Source organism: Actinomycetota bacterium (assembly GCA_030019255.1).
GTDB lineage: Bacteria > Actinomycetota > Geothermincolia > Geothermincolales > RBG-13-55-18 > Solincola_A.
Genome location: JASEFK010000022.1, coordinates 1 through 23352 on the forward strand (window position 1 = coordinate 1; position 23352 = coordinate 23352).

The 23352-nt window shown below is 58.6% G+C and carries 20 protein-coding genes, 1 tRNA gene and 1 pseudogene; 16 read left to right on the forward strand and 6 right to left on the reverse strand.

Annotated elements, in window-relative coordinates; translation table 11 throughout:
- Nucleotides 1–186 precede the first annotated feature (186 nt).
- The gene (locus QME84_12350) at nt 187–714 is read left to right on the forward strand and encodes a hypothetical protein (GenBank protein MDI6875056.1); all 528 of its coding nucleotides are present in this window, start codon (nt 187–189) and stop codon (nt 712–714) included.
- Nucleotides 715–719: 5 nt separating this feature from the next.
- Nucleotides 720–2532: pseudogene (locus QME84_12355) on the forward strand (DUF262 domain-containing protein).
- Between the two features lie 107 nt (nt 2533–2639).
- Here QME84_12355 and QME84_12360 read toward each other — a convergent pair.
- Nucleotides 2640–2801: a WYL domain-containing protein gene (locus QME84_12360; GenBank protein MDI6875057.1), complete on the reverse strand. Its 162-nt coding sequence runs from the start codon at nt 2799–2801 to the stop codon at nt 2640–2642.
- Nucleotides 2802–2923: 122 nt separating this feature from the next.
- Here QME84_12360 and istA point away from each other — a divergent pair, with 122 nt between their 5' ends.
- Nucleotides 2924–4183 (forward strand): IS21 family transposase, encoded by a 1260-nt coding sequence (gene istA, locus QME84_12365; GenBank protein MDI6875058.1) that lies wholly within the window; start codon nt 2924–2926, stop codon nt 4181–4183.
- Entirely contained in the window at nt 4167–4529 is a 363-nt protein-coding gene (locus QME84_12370; protein MDI6875059.1) for an ATP-binding protein, read from the forward strand. Before istA ends, QME84_12370 begins: the two co-directional genes overlap by 17 nt.
- 16 nt (nt 4530–4545) lie before the next feature.
- Here the strand turns inward: QME84_12370 and QME84_12375 are convergent, their stop codons facing one another.
- The gene (locus QME84_12375) at nt 4546–4830 is read right to left on the reverse strand and encodes a hypothetical protein (GenBank protein ID MDI6875060.1); all 285 of its coding nucleotides are present in this window, start codon (nt 4828–4830) and stop codon (nt 4546–4548) included.
- 262 nt (nt 4831–5092) lie between these two features.
- Between QME84_12375 and QME84_12380 the strand changes: the two genes are divergently transcribed.
- The 8 genes from QME84_12380 (at nt 5093) to QME84_12415 (ending at nt 13633) form a co-directional block, all read left to right on the forward strand.
- Entirely contained in the window at nt 5093–6850 is a 1758-nt protein-coding gene (locus tag QME84_12380) for a DUF262 domain-containing protein (protein ID MDI6875061.1), read from the forward strand.
- A gap of 28 nt (nt 6851–6878) precedes the next feature.
- Entirely contained in the window at nt 6879–7613 is a 735-nt protein-coding gene (locus tag QME84_12385; GenBank protein MDI6875062.1) for a hypothetical protein, read from the forward strand.
- 297 nt (nt 7614–7910) lie between these two features.
- Entirely contained in the window at nt 7911–9566 is a 1656-nt protein-coding gene (locus QME84_12390; GenBank protein ID MDI6875063.1) for an ATP-binding protein, read from the forward strand.
- Between the two features lie 241 nt (nt 9567–9807).
- Nucleotides 9808–10674, forward strand: coding sequence for a hypothetical protein (locus QME84_12395; protein ID MDI6875064.1), 867 nt, complete (start codon nt 9808–9810; stop codon nt 10672–10674).
- Nucleotides 10675–11235: 561 nt separating this feature from the next.
- Nucleotides 11236–11550 carry a PadR family transcriptional regulator gene (locus QME84_12400; GenBank protein ID MDI6875065.1) on the forward strand — a complete coding sequence of 105 codons (315 nt, stop codon included), beginning with the start codon at nt 11236–11238 and terminating at the stop codon, nt 11548–11550.
- Complete coding sequence (locus QME84_12405; GenBank protein ID MDI6875066.1) at nt 11547–11690, forward strand: hypothetical protein; 144 nt, start codon at nt 11547–11549, stop codon at nt 11688–11690. The genes QME84_12400 and QME84_12405 overlap by 4 nt, the downstream gene beginning before the upstream one ends.
- A gap of 400 nt (nt 11691–12090) precedes the next feature.
- Entirely contained in the window at nt 12091–12813 is a 723-nt protein-coding gene (locus QME84_12410) for an ATP-binding cassette domain-containing protein (protein MDI6875067.1), read from the forward strand.
- A gap of 1 nt (nt 12814) precedes the next feature.
- Nucleotides 12815–13633, forward strand: a complete 819-nt coding sequence (locus QME84_12415) for an ABC transporter permease (protein ID MDI6875068.1) — start codon at nt 12815–12817, stop codon at nt 13631–13633.
- A gap of 385 nt (nt 13634–14018) precedes the next feature.
- Here the strand turns inward: QME84_12415 and QME84_12420 are convergent, their stop codons facing one another.
- From QME84_12420 to QME84_12430, 3 genes are all read right to left on the reverse strand, one after another.
- Nucleotides 14019–14144: a hypothetical protein gene (locus QME84_12420; GenBank protein ID MDI6875069.1), complete on the reverse strand. Its 126-nt coding sequence runs from the start codon at nt 14142–14144 to the stop codon at nt 14019–14021.
- Nucleotides 14145–14219: 75 nt separating this feature from the next.
- On the reverse strand, nt 14220–14450 hold the full coding sequence (locus QME84_12425) for a hypothetical protein (GenBank protein ID MDI6875070.1): 231 nt from the start codon (nt 14448–14450) through the stop codon (nt 14220–14222).
- 356 nt (nt 14451–14806) lie between these two features.
- A tRNA-Ala gene (locus QME84_12430) sits at nt 14807–14881 on the reverse strand.
- A gap of 319 nt (nt 14882–15200) precedes the next feature.
- On the opposite strand from QME84_12430, the gene QME84_12435 reads away from it, so the two are divergent.
- The 3 genes from QME84_12435 to QME84_12445 all read left to right on the forward strand — a co-directional run bounded on the left by QME84_12435 (nt 15201) and on the right by QME84_12445 (nt 18866).
- The gene (locus tag QME84_12435; GenBank protein MDI6875071.1) at nt 15201–15434 is read left to right on the forward strand and encodes an Lrp/AsnC ligand binding domain-containing protein; all 234 of its coding nucleotides are present in this window, start codon (nt 15201–15203) and stop codon (nt 15432–15434) included.
- 519 nt (nt 15435–15953) lie between these two features.
- Nucleotides 15954–17156, forward strand: a complete 1203-nt coding sequence (locus QME84_12440; protein ID MDI6875072.1) for a polysaccharide deacetylase family protein — start codon at nt 15954–15956, stop codon at nt 17154–17156.
- Nucleotides 17157–17192: 36 nt separating this feature from the next.
- A complete protein-coding gene (locus QME84_12445; GenBank protein MDI6875073.1) occupies nt 17193–18866 on the forward strand; it encodes a putative glycoside hydrolase in 1674 nt (557 codons plus the stop codon).
- 18 nt (nt 18867–18884) lie between these two features.
- Here the strand turns inward: QME84_12445 and QME84_12450 are convergent, their stop codons facing one another.
- Complete coding sequence (locus QME84_12450) at nt 18885–21581, reverse strand: calcium-translocating P-type ATPase, PMCA-type (GenBank protein MDI6875074.1); 2697 nt, start codon at nt 21579–21581, stop codon at nt 18885–18887.
- 471 nt (nt 21582–22052) lie between these two features.
- On the opposite strand from QME84_12450, the gene fbp reads away from it, so the two are divergent.
- Nucleotides 22053–23168 carry a fructose-1,6-bisphosphate aldolase/phosphatase gene (gene fbp / locus QME84_12455; GenBank protein MDI6875075.1) on the forward strand — a complete coding sequence of 372 codons (1116 nt, stop codon included), beginning with the start codon at nt 22053–22055 and terminating at the stop codon, nt 23166–23168.
- Nucleotides 23169–23352 lie beyond the last annotated feature (184 nt).

Below are 23352 nucleotides of genomic sequence, written 5' to 3' on the forward strand. Positions count from 1 at the left end.
CCCAAAAATGCCCATCTACCTGGTATTTTGGAAATGCAACTGTAGAAGATGAGCTTAAGAAAAATAAGGGCAAGCTAGTATCATAAGCACGATAGTGAAATTTATAATTACAAGGGAATCAGATTAAGTCCATTTAAGGTTTGATTGAGTAGAGAAAAGTTAAACTTATTTACCGTGGGATAAGCAATGCAGACCACAGAGAAGATTGTTGAGTCCTACTGTAATTACGTCAAGGGGTGGGCTACCATTCCGAACATCAAGTGCGACAAAGGTCAGTATGAAATAGACCTTATAGCGATAGACCCGAGGAGTGGAGAAAAATATCACATCGAATGCAGCGTCCACATAACAGCATCCTTTTCCAAGCTGACAGCGAATAAATTCTCGGAAGAGAAGCTCAAGAAGCGAGTGGAGGCGCCGAAACAGCGCATGACCATAGGATTTTTCCAGTGGAGAAAATTTGAAGTAGCGGAGGTTAAAGAGAAGCTCGAGCAATATGGTTTTCAACATGGGAAATACAAAAAGGTCATTGTGGCGGAAGGCTGGACCGAGGATGCAGAGAAGCAGGCACAGGAATATGGCATCGAACTGTGGAATTTTAATGGCATCCTCAAAGACTTAATAGAGTTTTGCGGAAAATCATCAAAGTATTACGAGGATGATACCTTGCGAACCATGCAACTCTTGCTAAGGGCACAAGGAAGGAGGAGGTAGTCTTCATGCCGACACTTACAACGTTCGACAGCACGAAGGAATCACTCTCGGCCATCCTTCAGGAGATCAGCGAAGGTAATATACAGCTTCCCGATTTCCAAAGAGGTTGGGTTTGGGATGATGACCACATAAAGAGTCTTCTGGCGAGTGTAGCCTTATCGTATCCCATTGGCGCAGTGATGATGATGCAGACGGGTAATGAGGATGTACACTTCAAGCCCCGGCCGCTTGAAGGTGTGGAGCTTAATGGGGCGGTGGAGCCGGAAAGGTTGATTCTCGACGGCCAACAGCGCCTGACGTCGTTGTTTTTGGCCCTTTACACCCAAAAGCCGGTTGTAACCACGGACGACCGCAAGAAACCAATCAAGCGCTGGTATTACCTCGACATGAAGAGGGCACTTGATCGCCCGGCCGACATGGAGGAAGCCGTAATAAGTCTTCCCGATGACAGGAAGGTACGAGATTTTCGCGGCGAGGTGAAAATGGATTATTCGGATATCGAGAAAGAGTTCGAGCATAGCCTCTTCCCACTATACAGAATATTTGACTACACAGATTGGAGGCACGGATACAACAAGTATTGGAACTATGATCAGGAGAAACTAAAATTCTTCGACGAGTTTGAAAAGGAGATAATAAAACGTTTCGAGCAGTATCAGATCCCCGTTATAGTGATGAGGAAAGAAACGCCAAAAGAGGCGGTATGCCAGGTTTTCGAGAAAGTGAATACCGGTGGGGTGGAGCTTACCGTTTTCGAGTTGTTGACCGCTACTTATGCCGCTTACAATTTCAACCTCCGGGAAGACTGGGAAGGAAGGTGGAGAGAGCTGCGCAAACACGAGGTGCTCAGCAGCATGAGGAACGATGATTTTCTCCAAACTGTCACCTTGCTGGCCACCTTCAAAAGAAGGAAACTAAATGGCACGGAGCCAGAGCGTGCCCCGGCCATTTCCTGTAAGAGAAAGGATATTCTTCGGTTGAGCCTCGAGGAATATCTCGAGTGGGCCGATAAAGCACAGAATGGTTATATCAAGGCGGCGAAGTTCATCAACAAGCAAAAGATATTTTCCGCCCAGGATCTTCCTTATCAAACGCAGCTGATACCCTTAGCGGCGATTTTGGCGCTGGCCGGGGAGCAAGCGGAAAGCGATTCGGCGCAAAATAAAATAGCGCGCTGGTATTGGTGCGGGGTATTCGGTGAGCTTTACGGAAGTGCCATTGAAACGCGGTTCGCCAAGGATCTTCCCGAGGTTATCGAATGGATAAACGGTGGGGAGGAGCCGACCACGGTTAAGGAAGCCAACTTCATGCCCTCGAGGTTACTAACCTTGCGCACCAGGAACAGCGCTGCCTATAAGGGCTTGTATGCCTTATTGCTGCGCGATGGCTGTCTCGAGTTCAGAACGGGTGAACCTATCGATTTGCAGATGTATTTCGACGAAAGGATCGACATCCATCACATCTTTCCAAGAGCTTGGTGCGAGAAGAACGGTATAGACCGGAGGAAGTATGACAGCATCGTGAACAAGACGGCCATTGCTGCCAAGACGAACAGGTTAATCGGCGGCTATCCCCCCAGCGCTTACCTCGAGAAATTGCAGAGGAACAACAATATAAGCGAAGCACGCATGGATAAAATATTGCAAACCCATGTTATAGACCCGGTTGAACTTAGGAAGAACGATTTCGATGCTTTTTTTTCAAAAAAGAATGGATGCGTTGCTAAGCCGCATCGAGAGAGCCATGGGTAAAAGCGTAGCAAAAGACATGGAAATAATCGTGGAAGAGCCCGATTATCAGGATGATTTGGAAGAGTAGGAGATGTTGGATTAAATTACCGGGCTTTACCCACGGGGGATTGTAGGTTTTCCCTATTCACTCTTGGCAGACGAAATCTCGCGGGCATTTTAGGAATCGCATCTCAGTTATGTCTCGACCTCCATGCTCATGATGCGGTCGATACGGAAGGACTTGCTGGTGTTGTCCAGGTGGCAGTAAGCCTCCAGGTAAATGTGGCCCCGGTTGGCGAAGAGGCCGGTGGGGGTTATCCTCCTGCTGCGTCCCTTGGTCCCGCCGGTGTAGACCATTGTAAACGACGGTGTAAAAATGTACCTGATTCGGCGGGATAAAAATGTAGTTGCTTTGCTTGAGTGATGATGGCGTTGATATCGCCGGAAGGCAGGTTGAAAGAGCAGGAAGAATCCCTCCTTTGAACGAAAGGAGGGATTTCATGTACCGAGAGGAGTGGTGGGTGAACGCCCGAGCCCTGAGGAAGCAGGGAATGAGCTACAAGGACATAGGGTTGGCCTTGGGTATAGACTGGCGCACGGCCAAGAAGCTCTGCGAGTCCGAGGAGCTGCCGCGGCCCAGGGAGAGGGAAAGAGCCTCCAAGCTGGACCCCTTCAAGCTCCTGATCGACACCTGGCTGGAGATGCGCCCCAAGCTCGAGGCCTCCCTCGTAACCGACAGGTTGCAGGGCCTGGGATATGACGGTTCCTACACCATCGTCAAGGACTACGTGCGGGAGAGGAAGCAGCAGATGGCCAACCTGGCGGTGATGCGCTTCGAAACCGTGCCCGGCTACCAGGCCCAGGCGGATTTCGGCAAGCTCAAGGTGCAGTTCCTCTCCGGCTGGCTCCACATCGTATTCTTAGTCGTCATGCTGGGGTTCTCCCGCCTCAGGCGCACTACCCTGGTCCCAGACGAGACCAGGACCTCCCTCATCAGCGGGCTCACCGACACCTTCTACGCTATAGACGGCGTCACCTACGAGATCCTCCTGGACAACCTCAAACCGGTGGTTATCCGTCCCCGCTCGCGGGACGAGGAAGCCCTACTCGCTGAGGAATGGCTGCGCTTCTGCGCCTACTACGGCGTTCAGGCCAACCCCTGCTGGCCATACCGCGCCCAGACCAAGGGCAAAGTGGAGAGGCTCATCGGCCCGGTGAAGCGCTTCGTCTCCTCCCGCAGCTTCCTGGACGTCGAGCACCTGGCGGCCGAGATCGCCGCCTGGGACCACGCCTACAGCTCTCGGGTCCACTCCACCACCGGCCGGGCGCCGTACGACCGCTTCGAGCTGGAGCGGCCCCACCTGCTGACCCTGCCCCCCGAGCCCTTCTTCTATGCCACGGTGGAGGTGCGTCGGGTGTCCCGGGAATGCCGGGTCTCCTTCGAGGGCAACCGCTACTCGGCGCCGGCACAGTATGCCGGAGCCGAGATCATGGTGCGTGCCACCCCCACCGAAGTGCATCTCCTCTCCCGCGAGGGGGCGATGATCTGCGCCCACAGAAGGAGGGAGCGGGGTCTGGGTGTGACGGTCATGGTGGAGGAGCACTACCGCGGGGTCCCGGGGGCCGCGCAGGCCTTCACGCACCTGGAGAGGCTTCAGGGCATGGGACTCTCGCCCTTCGAGGTGGAAAAGAGGGACCTCTCGGTCTACGAGGCGGTGGCCGGTGGAGATCACAGATAGCCTCGTCTCCCTGGGCCTGGAGGCCACCGCCTCCGGGCTGGAGGAACTCATCTCCCACGCCACGGCCGAGGGATGGTCCTTTGCTCAGTTCCTCTCAGAGACGGTATCCCAAGAGCTTTCCTCCCGAGCCCGCAAGAGGGAGACTATGCTCATGCGCCTCTCCCACCTCCCCCAGGCAAAGACCCTGGCCTCCTTTGATTTCACCTGCGTTCCCGATCCAGACCCCAGGGTGATATCCGAGCTCGCCACCCTGCGTTTCGTGGAGAGCCGGGAGAATGTGCTGCTTTTAGGCCCGCCGGGGTGGGCAAGAGCCATCTGGCCATCGCCCTGGCGGTGGAGACCATAAAGAGCGGGCACAAGGCCTATTTCACCACCTTAAAAGAGATGATCGAGAGGCTTTCCCGCACCGGCGCATCGGCGAGAAGCATGCGGGCCTTCTCCTCGCCCTCCCTCCTCATCATCGACGAGTGGGTTACCTCCCTATGGGGCCTGCTGAAGCCCACCTCTTCTTTCAGGTGATCTCGGCGAGATACGAGAAAGGATCGGTCATCATCACCTCCAACAAAGGGGTGGGGGAGTGGGGAGAGTACCTTTCGGATCCTACCCTTGCCGCGGCCATCCTGGACCGGTTCCTGCATCTTTGCCATGTCGTCAACATCAAGGGCGACAGCTACCGGCTGAGAGAACAGTCGAAGACGAAGGCAAAGAGGGCTGGTCAGGCCAAGAAGTGTCGTTTACTTACTCTGCTACCTACAATTTTAAACCGCCGTTTTTGGTACATTCTTATCCCGCCCTTGACAACGAGGCAGAAGGCGAATGAATGTCACTAACGGGAAATAAGATTTATCTTGTGCGTTGAGTTCGGTGAGTATCACGAATGGAAAAGTCTTAGGAAAATGGGGGAGCAAAATGGCGGAGGTGCTTTTTAAAAAGGTCGATTATTCCTTGAAAAAGTTGATTGAAGACATTGATATTGGAGAGATTGGCCTGCCGGACATACAGAGACCTTTTGTCTGGCCGGCGAGTAAGGTACGGGATCTTTTTGATTCCATGTACCGAGGTTACCCGATCGGTTATCTGCTTTTCTGGGAAAACGGTTTCTCTGACGATCACAGGACTATAGGGGTGGACGGAAAACAGAAAGTCCCCCTGCTTTTGATTGTTGATGGACAACAAAGGCTTACATCTCTTTACGCGGTTATAAAAGGGGTGCCAATCATAGGAAAGGATTTCCGGAAAAACTACATACGGATAGCCTTTAAACCTTCGGAAGAAAAATTTGAGGTGACAAATCCCGCTATAGAGAAGGACGCTGAATGGATTCCAGACATCAGTGAGATCTGGAAACCCACCACAAGTTCCTTCAGCTTTGTTAAGAATTTTCTACAGCGTTTGAAGTCGAAGCGAGACGTTTTGGAAGTGGAAGAGGACAAGATCGCACAGGCCATAGGTCGACTGGAAAAACTCATGGATTACCCTCTGACTGCTCTCGAGGTTTCTTCTTCCGTTGATGAAGATCAGGTTGCGGAGATTTTTGTGAGGATAAATAGTAAGGGAACTCCTCTAAATCAGGCAGACTTCATCCTTACCCTGATGTCCGTTTTTTGGGATGAAGGCAGGGCGGAGCTGGAGGATTTCTGCCGCCGCTCCAAAAGCCCCCCTACAGATGGAGGGCCTTCTCCCTTTAACCACTACCTGAGACCGAACCCCGACCAATTGCTTCGAGTAAGCGTGGCCTTGGGATTCAGGAGAGCGCGTCTTGAGCATGTTTATTCCTTGCTGCGGGGTAAGGATCTACAGACCAAGCAATTTTCGTCCGAACAGCGTGATAGGCAGTTCGAAGTGTTACGCCAAGCGCAAGCCTATGCTTTGAATCTTCTGCATTGGCACGATTTCTTTAAGGTGATCAAGTGCGCAGGGTATCCCAGCGACAAGGTGATATCCTCCCAAACCGCCATTCTTTACACCTATGCTCTTTGGCTTATAGGGAAACGTGATTTTAAAGTACATGACCATGAACTTCGTAAGTTGATGGCGCGCTGGTTTTTCATGGCTTCCTTGACCGGGAGGTATACGGATTCTCCAGAAACACGCATGGAGCAAGATATGGCTTTACTGGCTGGTTTAAGCACCCCAGAAGGGTTCATTGAGACATTAGACCAACAGATTAACGTGGTTCTGACTAACGATTTCTGGGATGTAACCTTACCCAATCAACTGGAGACGGCATCGCCTATCAGCACGGGTCAATTCGCCTACTTTGCCGCCCTATGTCTTTTAGACGCGAAGGCACTTTACTCGAACATGAAGGTGTCGCAGCTTCTCGATCCAACGGTTAATCCTAAGAAAGAAGCGCTTGAGCGGCACCATTTGTTTCCAAGGGATTATCTGAAATCCATAGGGATAACGGATAAGAGGCTGGTCAACCAGGTCGCCAATTACACTCTTTTAGAGTGGAAGGACAACATCGATATTTCCAATATGTCGCCGAGAGAATATGTCCCGAAAATGGAGCAGCGCTTCCCTGAGAACGAGCTGAAGGAGATGTATGAATGGCATGCTCTTCCAGATCGTTGGTATGAGATGGACTTTAAACAATTTCTCGAGGAGAGGCGCAAGCGGATGGCCCAGGTAATCAGAAAAGGATATATGAAATTGTTGTCATAATCAGGATTGAATAAAGCAGGGAGGGATTATGTTCGTCGCCCATGTCGATCACGGTTTAAGATTGCATGCTCGCATTCCCTTTCCCTTCAACATCGTGGGGAGCAAGTACGAGTACCTGGTCATGAAGGTGCTGGGGAAGATGACCGACGCGGACTGGCTCTACCGCTACCGGATAACCGACTGGTTCGTCGACCGGCTGGCCAACCGCGTGGTCCTTCCCCTCATCCACGGGGAGGTGCTGGACCCGGACGAGGTGGAGCACATGCTGCGCCGCCTGGAGGGGGAGGGCCACCCCATGGCCCTGGGCACCTGCGAATGCCGGCATGGGAGCGACCTGTTCGAGGACAGCCTGGTGGAGGGGAAGGACCCCAACCGGACCTGCGTGATGATCGGCGAATGGGGTAAGGGGCACCTCTACGTCTACCCCCGGCAGTATCGGCATACCTCGGCCGAAGAGCTCGCCGACCTGGCCCGCTTCTGGCATGACCGGGGAAGGGTGCTCACCGCCTGGGGATGCCGGGAAAAGCATGGATTCCTCATCTCTTACTGCCACTGCCACCCCTCCTACTGCGTGCCCCTGCGCAACCAGAGGAAGAGGGGCAACCGGGTCTTCCACCCGGGATATAACTTCGCCTGTGTGGACCCCTCCGTCTGCGTGGGTCCCGATGATTGCGGCTGGAATTGCCTGGAGCGCTGCCACTTCGGGGCCATGAGGGTCGAGGACGGGAAGGTGGTCGTGGACCAGGAGAAATGCCACGGCTGAGGGCAGTGTTATTCCCACTGTCCGGAAGGAGCGGTGAGCAGGGTCAGGAGGGAAGGCCATCTGCTGTCCTACTGTCCTCCCGACCTGGTGGGATACGAGGGTTGAGTAAATTTACTCAATGTATTGAATAAGTGAACGGCGGGGTCATGGATTGCCGTTCTGTTGGCCGGGTGTCATCGCCGGGTGTTACTATCACCTTTGGTGAATCATAGACATAAATATTGATAAACTGCAGGGCGGGTTTAATGGAGCTGGAAAGTACGGTCAGAACAGGATAGGCCTCCTCGAGGAGCAGTCATGCCCAGGAGGATAAACATCCCCGACCCCAAGGAACTGCTGCGCAACATCGCCGGCATGTACCAGAGCGCCACCCGCGTGATCATGGAATACATCGACAATTCCCTGGACGACGCGGAATATTTTTACGAAAACGAGGGCCGGTACCCTTACCCCATTGAGATCACCGCCGAGATCGAGCCGAAGAACCGGCGTGTCACGGTCTACGACAACTGCCGGGGGATGACCCGTGACAAGCTGGCCCGCATCGTGGAATACGTTGGTTGTTCCGACAAGAAGGCCCAACCCTGGACCAACGGCCAGTTCGGTTTCGGAGTACATGCCTTCCGGGCCTGCTGCCGGGAGCTGGAGATAATCACCAAGACCAGGGATGGAAATCCCTGGCGCATGGTCATCCCGCGGGACACCAACGAGGTGGCGGACGAGGAGGAGATGCCCTCCCGCTCCTTTCCCCACCCCTCGGGAACCATGGTCATCCTCAAGGACTTCGAGCGAGACTGGTGGAAAGAGCTCGACCCCGAGGCACTGGTCAAGGAGATAGAACTGCATTTCAACCACCTGTTGAGGAGAAAAGGCCTGAATCTGCAGGTGGTGGAGGGAAGCCGCACCTACATCTGCAAGCCCTACGACATAAGCATCTTCGACGGGGAGGAATTCACCCGCGAGATATCGCGCATCCGCGACAGAAGGGGGGTTACCATCACCTTGCCCAGACCCGTCCAGGTTCACCTCAAGGTCTGTCGTACCCCGGTCGCGGGCAAGCAACCGCTCTTCCTGAACAAGGGAAGGAGAATCGAGGAGGTGAGGAGGACGAAGTCCTACCTCAACGTGTCCCCCTATAAGGGCAAGATATGGGCCCATCCGCATCTTGTGGGTTACATCGAGATGAACGGGAACCTCGAGCCCACACTGGATCGCGCCGACTTCAAGCGCAGCAGCAAAAGAAAGCCCATCTACGAGGAGATAGCGAGTATGGAGGAGGAGATCCATGCCGCCCTGACCAGGATATCCCGCTCGAGCAGCGCGGAGAGCCTCACGCGGCTGGGAAGCCTTCTCACCAGACTGCTGGAGGAGATGGCCAGGGAGGACCGCATGCTCCTCCGGGAGGCTTTCGGGAAGGGGGACGAAGTCAGCCTGGCGGCGAGCGATGATGGGGACACGGAGCTGGTCAAACCGGGGGAGGGCGACGGAGAGGCGGGAAAGACCGCGGGGGAGCCGGGTGGGGAAGCTACGGAAGTGGTGGAAGAGCCCGGCGAGCTTTCCGGTCGCCGCCGGCGCCGCAGCGGCTTTGCCGTCCGCTTCGACGATACCTCCCTCGACGCCCTCATCCAGGACGACGGCAGCATACCCCGCTCCAGCCTGATCGAGGACACCATAAATATCTACGTCAACCACCCGGACTTCGATGAGAGGGTGGCCAGGGACCGGCGGGGAGCGCTGAAGTTGACGGAGAGGCTCGCCTCCTATCTGGCCTCCATCATCGCCGCTCACTACAAGGATGCCTTTTACAACAGGTACAAGCTGCAGCCGGAGGTCAGGAGGTTGGTGGGCAGCCGGACGGCCATGTTCGACGATTTCATAGATTTCGCCTGCCGCCTGGAGAAGCGCCTGTGCGGATACGCCGGCGCTGACCTGGAGGAGGTGAGCGAGGTCTGACGGTGGAGGGAGCATCTCCGTTGATGCCCTTGGTATGGGTACTGATGTGGGTCGTGAATCCGGACGATCGTGTGGGCAAGGAAAGCTTAAGACAACCATTGAACGCCCCGGCCCTCGGCGGCAGACCACCTCTCGCATAAGGCACGGCATAAACCGGGTGAATGCGCGCCAGCAAGGCAACTTGGCCGGCTTTGGTGGCTTGCGTGTCGGATGGGGATAGGCGGAATCAGGGTGAAGACGGATGGACGAGAAATCCTTGCAGCGCCTCATTGAGGATCTCGCGCCTCTCAATAACCGCTACCGTCTTGCCGTGAGGAACCGCGAGCCCGCTTACGTGGCCATAAATTACCTCTGGGATATCGGCGATGTTCTCGTAAGAAACGGCGTCGGGAAGGTCCACCCGGTGGCCCGGAAAGTCCAGGAATGCAGCTATATAACTGCCAGCCTCCTCTCCTACGCCTTCCGGGTTCGCCGTTATTTCAGGGACCGCAGGACCATCAAAAGGGATTTCGGGAAGGTGCCCAATTTCAGCGTCTTCCGCGATGCTTTCCCACTGCTCGAGAACCCCAGGTATAACCTCTCCAGGAGGGAGAAGAGTGAGCTCGTGCGCCTTTTGAACTCGGGAGCCGGGGTTGAGGAGATATCCACCAGGTTGACGGAACTCAAACGGGCAAAACGCCCGAGAAGGGACACGCGGACCCGGCCTTTCGAGGAGTTGCAACCTTTCGCATCTCTCTTTCGGGAAAGATTGCGGGATATGGAAGCTCTGATGGAGAGCGCGCCTCGTAAGCAGTTGCATGCTTTTCGAGAGTCCTTCACGCCCGATTTCCTTCTTTTATGGGCTCGGTTGGCCATGTGCTTTGCGGACGAGGCTTTCGCCCCTCCGAGTGCTCCGATAACCGGGGAGGGCAACCAAGAGCGCTGGGTGGAGCTGGTCCAAGCTATGCACGATGTTGCCTGCCGCGGAAAGCATACCAGGAACAGAGTCCGAAAGTTGGTAAAACCGATGGAGTTTTTAAGGATGGCCGAGTTTGTGGATATCCTGCGGGATAAGGATAAATTGGAAAAATATGTTAAGGAGAGGAGTTCCCGAAGGAAGAGAGATTGAAGGCTCGCGAGATGCAAGGGGAACAGGTGGAAAGGATGCGAGGAAAATCTCGAACTTTCCTCCAGGCTGGTGGAGATGACAAAAAACGCAACTTGTCTATCGTCAGGTTCTTCGCAAATGAGGTATGAGTCGCGGAAGTCCCTGCGGGAGGAGAGGTCCGCCATCCTGCCCGTCCTCTCCGCTCGCATCACCTCGAAGAAGACCGCATAGATCACCGCCTTGCGGTAGACGAGGGCGGACCCCACCATCCTCTTCCCCAGGAAAACGGTAGTCCCAGCCCAGGCTCACCGACCGGTACTTCCTTTCCTAGGACCTGGCAGCGCGGGAGAGGAACTCCCCCGCCTTCTCGCCGCCGTACGGCGGCGGGACCCGTTGCGCCAATTTAAAGTATACTCGAAATATACGGCTTCTTGCCCTGCTTCTGCGGACTGGCCGGACAACCCGAAGCCCACCGTCTTGTAAAGCTTCCTCTGGATGGAATTGATCTCCCGCATGAGCTGAGCGGGGTTGACATCCGGATTGAAAGGTTGCTATCGTTAAACGATATCGAAGGAGGATAACATGCGTTCGATGGAGAGGGAGTTCTTCCTCGGGTTCATCAAGATCCACATCCTCCACCACGCCTCGAAGGAACCGGTCTACGGGCTATGGCTCATCGAGGAGCTGGGTCGGCACGGTTACCGGCTGAGCCCGGGAACCCTCTATCCCATGCTGCGCTCCATGGAGGAGCAGGGGTTGCTCAAGTCCCGAAGGGAGATAGTGGGGGGCAAGGTTCGGAAATATTACCGGGCCACGAAAAAGGGCGAAAGGGCCCTGGCCGACTCCCTGGAGAAGATCCGGGAGCTGGTTAAGGAGGTGCTGGAGGGAGGCGGATGAGTGGCAGTGAGAGGTGGCACGTGCGAAGAGCCGGCACATGTATGTATCTGACGGCCGCGGAAAAGGGTGAGAAAGCGCTGGCCAAGTCGCTTTCCGAGATCCGGGAGCTGGTTAAGGAGGTGCTGGACGAGAGTAAATGAATGGGATTGAGTGGTGGCCTACACGAAAAAAGTTCGTGTGCGTGAAGTAGCTACGAGGTTCCGGCATCAATTGACGAGGCATAATAAAAAAGCGAGATTGCAGTTGCACATGCTTGGAAGATTTGTCCCGAGCTGGCCTGGCAGCCGTGGGTTGCAGCAGGCGTTGTCGTGGACCGGGGACCCGAATTCCCGCTCCCTGTATGTCCGCAGCTGCCCCTGAAGTTAGGGAATGCGTTGCGGTGGGCTGGGGACCTGAACACGCGGACATGGTGAGGGTGTTATGCCGGGTGGCGGAGTTGCAGCAGGCGTTGCGGTGAACCGGAAACCTGAACAGGAGGAGCTCGGGACGGCCGGCGTAATGGTCGCAGCGAGCGTGGCGATGAGTAGAGAGTCGGAATGCATGACCAAGAGCAAGGCAGGGAGGATGGCCAAGGAGATGGTCGGGAATGAGGCGTTGCGTCCCGGTGCGGCGACGGGGATTCGAGAGAGGCAGGAAGCGATGATCCTCTACGACAAGGTGAGTTTCACGCCCGGCGGGCAGAGGGTCCTTGAGGATTTTCGGCTGGAGGTCAGAAGGGGCGAGAAGGTCCTGGTTTACGGGAAGTCGGGGGTGGGGAAATCCACCCTGCTCAGGATGCTCCTGGGCTTCGTTCTTCCCTCCTCCGGCTGCGTGTATTTCGAGGGCCGCAGGATTGACCCGGGGAGCGTGTGGGAAGCTCGCCGCAGGATAGCCTACGTTAGCCAGGACTTGGACCTCTCCCGCGGGAAGGCCGGGGACTTCGTGGCCGGGGTTTTCGCCCTCAGGGCCAACCGGGGCAGGGCGCACATGGATGAGGATTTCGCCGCCGCCATGGAGTGGCTGGAGCTCGACCGCGGGATCCTGGACAAGGGGATGACCGACCTCTCGGGAGGGGAAAGGCAGCGCCTGGCGCTGGCCCTGGCGCTTTCCCTGGGGAGGGATGTCTTTCTCCTCGACGAGGTCACCTCGGCGGTGGACCCGCGGATGAAGGAAAGGATCGCGCGCCGTTTCGCCTCCATGGAGTCCGCCACCGTCCTGGCTGTCTCCCACGACGTGACCTGGCTCAAGGTGGGAGGGATGAGGGTCGTAAGGTTGGGGGATTGAGATGGGTGCCCAGAACATCTCCTGGCCGGCCCTGGGCTTGTCCTTTCTCCTCCTGGCCCTCCCGCTCGCCATTTTCGTTCTGCTCAGGGTGAGGATGGCGAGGACGCTGCTCTGGTCCGCGGCCCGGATGTCCGTCCAGCTGCTGCTGGTGGGGGCGTTCCTGGTCTACATCTTCGAGTGGAATAACCACCTGCTCACCGCGGCCTGGCTCCTGGCCATGATAATGTTCGCGGCCTTCTCGGTGGTGGGCACCACGGGGTTGAGATACGGAAGGTATGCCGGCCTGGTCTTCCTCGCCTTTCTTCTCTCCTCGCTGCCGGTTCTCCTCTACTTCAACGGGCTGGTCCTGCGCCTGACCGACTTTCTCGAGGCCAGGTACGCAGTGGCCATCACCGGAATGCTCCTGGGAAACTCCCTGGGCGGCGTCATTGTGGGCATCGGGGATTTCTACAGGAGCATCGGCCGCGACGAGGGCAGGTACCAGTACCTTCTGGCGGCGGGGGCCACCCGTTACGAGGCCCTGGCGCCCTACCTGCGCGACGGGATTGCCTTGGCCCTGAAGCCCGCCCTGGCCAACATGGCCACCATGGGGCTGGTCTTTCTGCCGGGCATGATGACCGGCCAGATATTAAGCGGGGAACCCCCCCTGCTCGCGGTGCGCTACCAGATCGCCATCGTTATCGCCATCTTCGTCTGCGTGGCGCTGACCGCCGTCCTTTCCCTGCTGCTCACCCTGGCGGTGAGCTTCGACGCCTTCGGCAACCTGAGGAGGGACATTTTTCGCGAAAGAAGGTCCCCGAAGCGGGAAGGAAGGCCATAAACTCGAGGTTTTTCGACTCCGTTTTTTCGGTGAGAATACCCTGCCCCTCGGTTTCCGCTTGCTTTTTGGCTTGGTGTGAGAACCATATTCTGAAAGGAGGTGGAACCGCGGCCTCTGGGAGCGCAGACTTCAATGGTTCAACCTCCCGAATGGAAATAATTGGATTAACCCAATTATGACAAAGCCCTTAAAATGCGCCCGGACCATCTACTTTTGGTTTTCTCCGCTACCAGCCAACTTTATACCCGAGTATGACAAAGCCTCTAAAGTGCGCCTGCTTTCTCTGGACACGGATTTAGGTTGATCTCTGTCTAAAAAGTGAGGAGGTACGGGCCTCGTCACCCCGGGAGTGATAAGTCGCGCACCCCCTCTCCCAGCCCTCCACTCAATCTTCCACTTTCACTTCAACGGTGCAATTGCTGGGAAGGATTTCCATATAATAGGTTCCGGGCGGCAGGTAGATGGTCTTCTGGTGGAGGCCCGGCTCGAAGGCGTTCGCCCCGGCCTGCATCTTGCCTTCCGGGTGGGAGGAAATGGTTATCGTAACCGATGCGTCCTCTCCCCCGATTAGGTTGTAATGGAGTACCTACGAGGTCGTGGTCACCTGGAAGGTCTCGGTCTTGGTGTCCGTGCTCACGGTGGTGGAAAACACGTAATTCCCGGGCTGCGAGGACTGAGGCGTGGATTCGGTTACCGCGGCTCCTTCTCCGCCCTGCACCGCTTCCGGCTCCCCGCTCTCCTTCTTGGATCCGCAACCGGCCACGGTTCCGACCAGGAGGAGGATGACGAGGATTCCAACGATTCCGGCAAGGAACACTCCTGTCTTTTCCCGCCCATTGTGCACCTCCCTGACGTGGGCCTTTTCCTGATTATCTCCACAGATCCGGCGGCTTGCCATACGTGGATATTCATATTCGAGCGGGTGTGTCCGTTTCGGGCTACCTTGCCACTGCCATCCTCCCGGCGATTTCCGTAACCGGGGAAAAGGCATCATTTTAGTGCATGCCGGGTTCAAAAAACGGGGGTTCACAGGAAATACTATCGGCCACTCTTGCGAAGGATCAAGTGGCCTCAAGGCGGAATTGCAACGGGCCGATCGCCGGTCGTAGCCTGCAGCGATTAAAGGAAAAGCAGCCTGGCCGGGGTAATTTCGCTCCGACCAGGCGTCTTGTCTGGTGGAGATGAGCGGATTCGAACCGCCGACCTCCTGCTTGCAAGGCAGGCGCTCTCCCACTGAGCTACATCCCCACGTTATTCTTCTCCTAGGAGGATTATAAACCATCGTTATCCGGACCCGAAAACATCATGGGCAGGTTTAGTCACTGTGAAGTTTACACATAAATACATGTAAAATATAGATAAAATCCCGGTACAGGAACATGAACGTGGTCCCGCACGATGGGGTACGGACGAGTGGCATGGTAACGGATGGAAAATATCGGCAAAATCCCGGTCGCGGAGTATGAAAACCAAGCCTCGGGCGATGGGATTCGCACAGGCGGCATCGATATGGCTGACGTGAGCGAAGATACGGCAAAGTCGGGACGTCAAGTGGGGAGGTGAGAACATGAAGGCCTTCGTTCTCATCAAGGTGGAGCCGGGGAGGCTGCGCGAGGTGCTGGACAAGATATCTGCCATGAAAGCCGTCTCCGAGGTCTACTGCGTCACCGGGCCGGACGATATCATCGCCGTGCTCGACTCCGAGGACGCTCGGGGCATTTCCGAGGTGGTCATCTCCGGCCTGCACGGTGTGGAGGGCATCAAGGCCACCGACACCCGCATGGTGGTGGAGATTCCCTGAGCGGGAAGAAGGACCGGTTGAGGCCGCGAGGGCGAGAATGTTGCCGGGAAAACGCCAGGGGAGGTATATCCCTGGGGCCTTGAAGGAAAAAGGCAAACGGGTTGCGGAGAGAGCCCGCTTAACTGAAGGAGCGGGGGGTGGAGGGCGGGGACACGCAGTTGGTGTAAGGACCAACGAGGTTTAGAGGGCGGCGACGCGCTGTTGGTATAAAGATCCACGAGGTCTATTTTAAGTGTCGGAAGCAGGACGTCCTCACGTCGGTGGTGTAATGCCGTGATTGAACCCCAACCTCCCTGCGTTACACGCTCATGTCCAGCTTTCTGCTAAACCCATGATTCCCAGGGCGATGAGCTTTTTTTCATTGGACCCCATGCCCGTGGATGATAAACTTATATAAATTTTCGTCCGCGGAAGGCGTGATAAACGCCCGGAGGCGGTTCAGGTCATGGCCCGGGCCGGCACGGTAAGGGACCCGTTTGGCCCTGGAAGGCCAGGCGTGGCCATGGTAGGGGAGCGGTGATGGGCGAAAGAGAGAACGGTGAACGTCCACCGGTTGTGGAGAGCAGAAGCACGGCCGGGAGAAGGGCGGCCGGGAGGAAGGCGGCTGCGAGGCGGAGGGCCGCAGGGAGGTCGGCCGCGGGAGGGAAAAAGCCGGCAAGGAGGGCGGCGACCAGGCGCAGCCGCCTGCGGTTCACGCGGCGCTTCTACATCCTGCTGGGGGTCCTGGCGGGAATAATCCTGATCATCGTGCTGGTCCTTTCCCTGTCTGGCGGGAGCGGGGGCGATTTCCGGTCCCTGCAGGGGGGCGCCAGGCTCAGCGACGGCGAGCTCAACCGCCTCAAGGTCAACGAGCTCGGCGCGGTGATGATACTGGTCTATCACCGCATCGGCGAGGAAGGAAGACAGTCGCGCACGCCGGAGAATTTTCTCTCCGACCTGGAATACCTTTACGAGCAGGGTTACCGGTGCATAAGTCTGAAGGAGCTGGTGGCCAACCACATCACCGTGGAGCCCGGTTACACGCCGGTGGTGATCACCTTCGACGATGCCGACCCCAGCCAGTTCCGCTACGTGGAGGAGGACGGGGAGCTGCGCGTCGACCCCCGGTGCGCCGTGGGAATCATGGAAGAATTTGCCTCCGAGCACCCGGATTTCAACATGACCGCCACCTTCTTCGTGCTCCCGCAGCTCTTTGGGCAGGGGGAATATGCGGAGGCCAAGCTCAGGTACCTGGTGGAGCACGGATACGATATCGGAAGCCACACCCTCAACCATGTACCGCTAGGCAAGTTGAGCGAGACCGAGGTCCTCGAGGAACTGGCGGGAAGCATCAGGTTGGTGAAGGAATACCTGCCGGATTACGAGCTGGTCAGCATAGCTCTGCCGGAGGGGTCGAAGCCCCAGGACCCTTCCCTTCTAAGCTATGGTGAATACGAGGGGGTTAAGATTGCCTTCGCCGCGGCTCTCCTGGAGGGGAGCAACCCGGCTACCGCTCCATGCGACCGCAACTTCGATCCCCTGGGCCTGCCGCGCGTGCCGGCCCTGGACCCTTCCCTGGACACCACGGACAGCGGCCTCTACGCCTGGCTGCGGTACTTCATGGAGAACCCCGAGAGGCGGTACGTGAGCGATGGGGATCCCTTCACGGTGGCCATCCCCAAGCACATGGAGGAACGGGTGGACAGGGAAAAGCTGGGGGGCCGGCGCCTGCGGCTGTACTGAACGTGTCGCGAAATCGTCGTATAATCGGGTATAAACATGGTTTACGATAGACGCAGGAAGAGGATCTTCACCCGCCGCTCGCTCGCCGCGTGGCTCTTTCCCCGTGCCAAGATAACCGGCAAGCGCGTCAGCGCCAGGACGGCCATGGCGCGCGGGGGCACGGGCCGCGGCTTAAGGCTTACGCCTCGTGCCCTGTGGGGAATCGCCGGCGCCACGCTGCTTTTACTGCTGGTCCTCTTCCTCACCCTGGCGCGTGGTAAGCCGGCGGTGAAATCGCTTGTACCGGTAAGCGGTGCGCTGCTCTCGGAGTCGCCAGTAACCGTCCGGGCGGAACTGAAAAAGGACCTTCGGCCGGAAGAAGTCCGGATGGTGGTGGACGGGGAGGACCTCACCGAAAAGGCGTCCATGGAGGGCGAGGCCCTTACCCTGGTGGCGGAGCTTGCCGACGGGGAACACCGGGTGGAGGTGATGGTCGGGGACAAGATGGAAGCCGTTTCCAGATTCACCGTGGACCACACGCCCCCCGGCCTGGAGGTCGAGGGGTGGGAGCTCCGCGAGGACGGGATAACGGTGATCACCGGCAGGGCGGATGGAGCCACCTCCCTTTACCTCGAGGACAGGAGGGAGAAGCTAGCCGAGGACGGGTCCTTCCGGGTGGAGGTGAACCGGGAGAAATTTACTTCGGTGAGGCTGATAGCTGTGGACGCGGCGGGAAACCGGCGCGAGGCGTTGGTGGATACGGCTCCTCCTCCGAAGGTCAAGGGGGCGCACGTATCCATCTGGGTGGCCGCCAACCTCGATCTCTTCCGGAAGATGGTGGACCTGGTCAAGAGGACCGAGCTCAATGGGCTCCAGATCGACGTCAAGGACGAGAGCGGGCTGGTGGCTTATCCCAGCCAGGTCCCGCTGGCGGAAGAGGTGGGGAGCCATCTCACCCGGGGAGGGGTGGACATCGAGCGGGTCATGGACAAGTGCTGGTACAACGACATCTACCCCATTGCCCGCATCGTCTGCTTCAAGGACCCCATAGTGGCCTCCAAGCGCAAGGACCTAGCCGTGCACTCCTCGAACGGGGGCCTCTGGGGAAAGGGACAGTGGCTGGATCCCTACAACCGCGAGGTATGGGATTATATCCTGGGCCTGGCCCAGGAGGCGGCCCGCAAGGGCTTCAAGGAGATCCAGCTGGATTACGTGCGCTTCCCCTCCGACGGGGACGTCACCACCTGCGTCTTTCCCGCCTACGACGGGCGGAGCAAGGAGGAGACCATCGTTGATTTCCTCAGGTACATGCGCGAGGGCCTGAAGCCCATGGGGGTGGTCTTCTCCGCTGACGTCTTCGGGCTCACCGGCTCCCACCAGGGGACCATGGGCATCGGGCAGGACGTCACGGCCATGGCCCACTACCTGGATTACCTCTCGCCCATGGTTTATCCCTCGCATTATAACCCGGGCGAATACGAAATCCGGGACCCGGAATCCAATCCCCATGACACGGTATACATGAGCCTGGTGGACTTCCAGAAGAAGCTGGAAGGTACGGGCTGCCGGCTGCGCCCCTGGCTGCAGGATTTCTCCCTGCGGGTCATCTATGGAGCGACCGAAGTGCAGGCCCAGATGCGCGCCTGCTACGAGCTGGGGATCGACGAATGGCTTCTCTGGGACCCCAACTGCACTTACACCGAGGGCGCCCTCCAGCCCGCCGCCGAGTAGAGCTGCTTTCCTCCGTCCTCACCTTCGCCTGAGGACCTTCAGTCGGTCGATGACGGCCACCGGCAGGAGGGAGCAGGCCAGGGCCAGGCCCCACCCGGAGGCGCCCATGCTGGCGGTGCCGAAGAGTCGCATCACCGGAGGGACGGTCACCACCAGCACCTGCAGGCCCGCGGAGGCGGCCAGGGCAGCCAGCAGGACGCGGTTGTCGGTCACGGACATCTCCGCCAGGGTGAGAGTCTCGGAGCGGGAATTGAAGGCGTGCAGGAGCTGGGAGAAGACCAGCGTGGTGAAGGTCACCGTCTGGGTCATGGCCAGGTGGGAGGGGAACATCACGTAGCGGGATACGAGGAAGGCGGCCAGCGCCCCCATGGAGAGGATGGTGCCCTGTAGGATGATATGAGCCTGCTTTCCCCAGGAGAGGATGCCCTCGGAAGGGTCCCGCGGGGGGCGGGACATGACGTCGAGTGCGGGGGTGTCCACTCCCAGGGCCATGGCCGGGAAGCCGTCGGTTACCAGGTTCATCCAAAGGACCTGCACCGCCCGCAGGGGGGTGACCGAGGCCAGGAGCATCCCCAGGAACATGGTCACCACCTCGCTCATGTTGCAGGAGAGAAGAAAGTAGATGAACTTCTTCAGGTTGTCGTAGATGACGCGCCCCTCCTCCACGGCGTTGACGATGGTGGCGAAGTTGTCGTCGGCCAGGACCATGTCCGAGGCTTCCTTGCTCACGTCCGTCCCGGTGATGCCCATGGCCACGCCGATGTCCGCGTTCTTGAGCGCCGGGGCGTCGTTGATCCCGTCCCCGGTCATGGCTACCGTCTTGCCGCGGCTCTTCCAGGCCCGGACTATCTTCACCTTGTCCGCCGGGGAGACACGCGCGTAGACGGCGATGTCCTCCACCCGTTCCGCGAGCTCCTCCTCGCTCATGCGCGCCAGCTCGGCGCCGGTAACCATATCCTTTCCCGGGGTGAGGATGTCGAGCTCCCGGGCGATGGCCCGAGCGGTGGCTGCGTGGTCGCCGGTGATCATCACCACCCGGATGCCGGCGCGCCGGCACTTGTCCAGGGCCTCGAAGACCTCCGGCCGCGGGGGGTCCATCATGCCCACCATGCCCAGGAAGACCAAGTTCCTCTCCAGCCCCTCCAAAGGGACATCCCTAGGTATTTCTTCCAGGGGACGGCAGGCGAAGGCCAGGGTGCGCAGTGACCGCTCCGCCATGTCCTCGGCCAGTCGGTTATAGCGTCCACGTTCCTCTCCGGAGAGCTCCCGGAGGCCCTCCGGGGTGAGAACCAGGTCGCAGCGGTCGAGGATGGCTTCCGGGGCCCCCTTGGAGAGGAGGATGTAGGGGGATTTTCTGAGGGGGAGGGGGAATGGGGTGCCGTCCTCTTCGGAGAGGGCATGGATGGTGCTCATCATCTTGCGTTCGCTCTCGAAGGGGATCTCTTCCACCCGGGGATGGAGGGCCGCGGCATTCTCCCGTGAAAAGCCCAGGTCGAGGGCCATGCGCAGGAGCCCCACCTCCGTACCCTCGCCCAGGAATTCCCCTTCCTGTTCCCGGGCGTCGTTGCAGAGGACGGCGGTGGCCAGGAGGGCTTGGAGGCCGGGATTCTCCTTCACCGGACCGGATTCCGTCTGCGTGAGCCTCAGCGGGGGCTTCTCCGGGACGTGGATCTCCTGGACCTCCATCTGGTTGCGGGTTAGGGTGCCCGTCTTGTCGGTGCAGATGACGTCGGCACAGCCCAGGGTCTCCACCGCGGGAAGGCGACGCAGGAGGGCGTTGCGCTCGGCCATGCGTCGCACCCCCAGGGCCAGGGCGATGGTCACGATGGCCGGCAGCCCCTCGGGTATGGCGGCCACGGCCAGGCTCACCGAGAAGAGGAACATCTCGGACCACTCCTGGCCTCGCAGACTGCCTAGTATAAAGACCACCGCGCAGACGGCGAGGCACAGGAGGGCGATGCGCTTCCCCGTCCTGGCCAGCTCCCTCTGCAGGGGGGTTCTTTCCTCCTCCGCCTCCCCGATCATCTCCGCGATGCGGCCCAGCTGGGTTTTCCTTCCGGTCTCCACCACCACGGCGGTGCCCCGGCCGTGCACGATGTGGGTGCCGGTGAAGACCATGTTCAGGCGGTCGCCGAGGGGGAGGTCCTCCCCCCGCAGGGTCTCCGGCCTTTTTTCCACGCTCTCCGATTCCCCGGTCAGGGAGGCCTCGTCGGCGCGCAGGCCATGGGATTCCAGCACCCGGGCGTCGGCGGGGATGCGGTCGCCGGCCTCCAGGAGGATGACATCCCCGGGGACTAGGTCGTGGGAGAGGATCAACCTTTCCTTGCCCTCCCGGATGACCCTGGCGGTGGGGGCGCTCAGTTTGCGCAGGCTCTCCAGCGCCTTTTCCGCGCGGTACTCCTGGATGAAGCCCAGGATACCGTTGGCCACCACGATGAACATGATCACCGCGGCGTCCAGGAATTCCCGGAGTACCAGGCCGGAGACCAAGGCCGCGGCGAGGAGCACGTAGATCATGAAGTCCTGGAACTGGTCGAGGAAGATAACCAGGGGATGGGGGGGTTTCTCCTCCCGGATGCGGTTGTGGCCATATCGGTGCAGCCTGGCAGCCGCTTCCTCCTCGGAGAGACCATGGGAGGTAGAACTTCCCAGGAGGTTTAAAACCTCCGGGACTTCCAGGCAGTGCCAGTCGACGGATTTATCCCTGGTTTCCAATTTTTCCTTCCGCCTAGTGGCGAGCAACGATCGTCTTAGGAGGCACTGGCCGCTTTTCTACCGCCGCCTTCGGCTACCATTCCTGCGGCGCTTCATCCCGCACTTCCCGTGATCGACCGCATGGTTTACGTTTCCCGTGGTTCAACCACCGCCGCTTTCCCGGCCAACCGGCGTAAGCATCCATGGCGTCCCTTGAAGAATCGGGGTCCTGTTTTACGTTCCCCTTTAACCGGGCCTCCGGTGGAGCGGTACCGAACCCTCTCGTCGGAGGCAGGCTTTTGAAATAATAGCGCATAGTTATTATAATGGCGATTGTGCTGCTTGAATGGTGGATGGTTCCCGATGTCCGTTTTCTCAATAGAAGGGGAGGATGGGAATTTCGCCTGGGGCGCGGCTGTAGAAGCCGTGAACCCGGAGCCAGCTGGACATGACGGGAAGAGGACGGTAAAGGATCGGAAGGAGGTAGGGTAGATGAAAGTGACGTTGAGCATAATCAAGGCCGACGTAGGGGGGTATGTCGGTCACTCCGACGTGCACCCGGCCATGCTCAGCCGGGCGCGGGAAGCCCTGGCGGAGGCCAAGGAGAAGGGTCTGATCATCGACTACTGCCAGGCCAAGTGCGGCGACGACATCGCCCTGATCATGACCCACGAAAAAGGTCCGGACAGCGAGGAGATACACCGCTTCGCCTGGGAGACCTTCGAGGCGGTCACCGAGATCGCCAGGGAGCTCGGGCAGTACGGGGCGGGGCAGGACCTTTTGACCGATGCCTTCTCCGGGAACCTGAGGGGCATGGGACCGGGTTTTGCGGAGATGGAGTTCGAGGAGCGCAAGTCCGAGCCGGTGATCTGCTTCCTGGCCGACAAGACGGAGCCCGGTTCCTGGAACTTCCCGCTGTACAAGATGTTCGCCGATCCCTTCAACACCGCCGGCCTGGTCATCGACCCTTCCATGCACGATGGCTTCCGCTTCGAGGTCCACGACCTCATCGAGGAGAAGAAGATCATCTTCAGCTGCCCGGAGGAGCTCTACGACATGCTGGTGTTCATCGGGGCGCCGTCCCGCTACGTCATCAAGCACGTCTTCCGCAAGGGCAGCGACGAGCCGGTGGCCGTGACCTCCACCCAGCGCCTTTTCCTCATGGCCGGTCGTTACGTTGGCAAGGATGACCCGGTGATGGCCGTGCGCTGCCAGAGCGGGCTTCCCGCCGTGGGAGAGGTCCTGGAGCCCTTCGCCTTCCCCTACACGGTGGCCGGCTGGATGCGGGGAAGCCATCACGGACCCTTCATGCCCGTGGGCACCGACTGGGACACCCCCACCCGTTTCGACGGCCCGCCCCGCGTGGTAGCTCTGGGCTTCCAGCTCAAAGACGGAAAGCTAGTGGGTCCGCGGGACATGTTCGCCGATCCCAGCTACGACAACGCGCGCCGCAGGGCGCTGGAGATCGCCGACTACTACCGCCAGCACGGTCCCTTCGAGCCGCACCGCCTCCCGCTGGACGAGATGGAGTACACCACCATGCCCGCGGTGGTGGAGAAGCTCAAGGACCGCTTCGTGCCCCTGGAGGGGACCGAGCGCGACCATTGAGAGGATAGGAAAAATCGACGTCCGGCCGGGGCCTTCATACCCCGGCCGGATTCTTGTTCCTTAAAGCTGCCCATGCCATGGGGAGGAAGAGGAAAACCGGGCTCCAAGACCCGGCGGATGCTTGTTCAGCTCATCTTCTACAGTTGACCCTCGACTTTGACCCAATTCGTGCGCAAAACCCCAG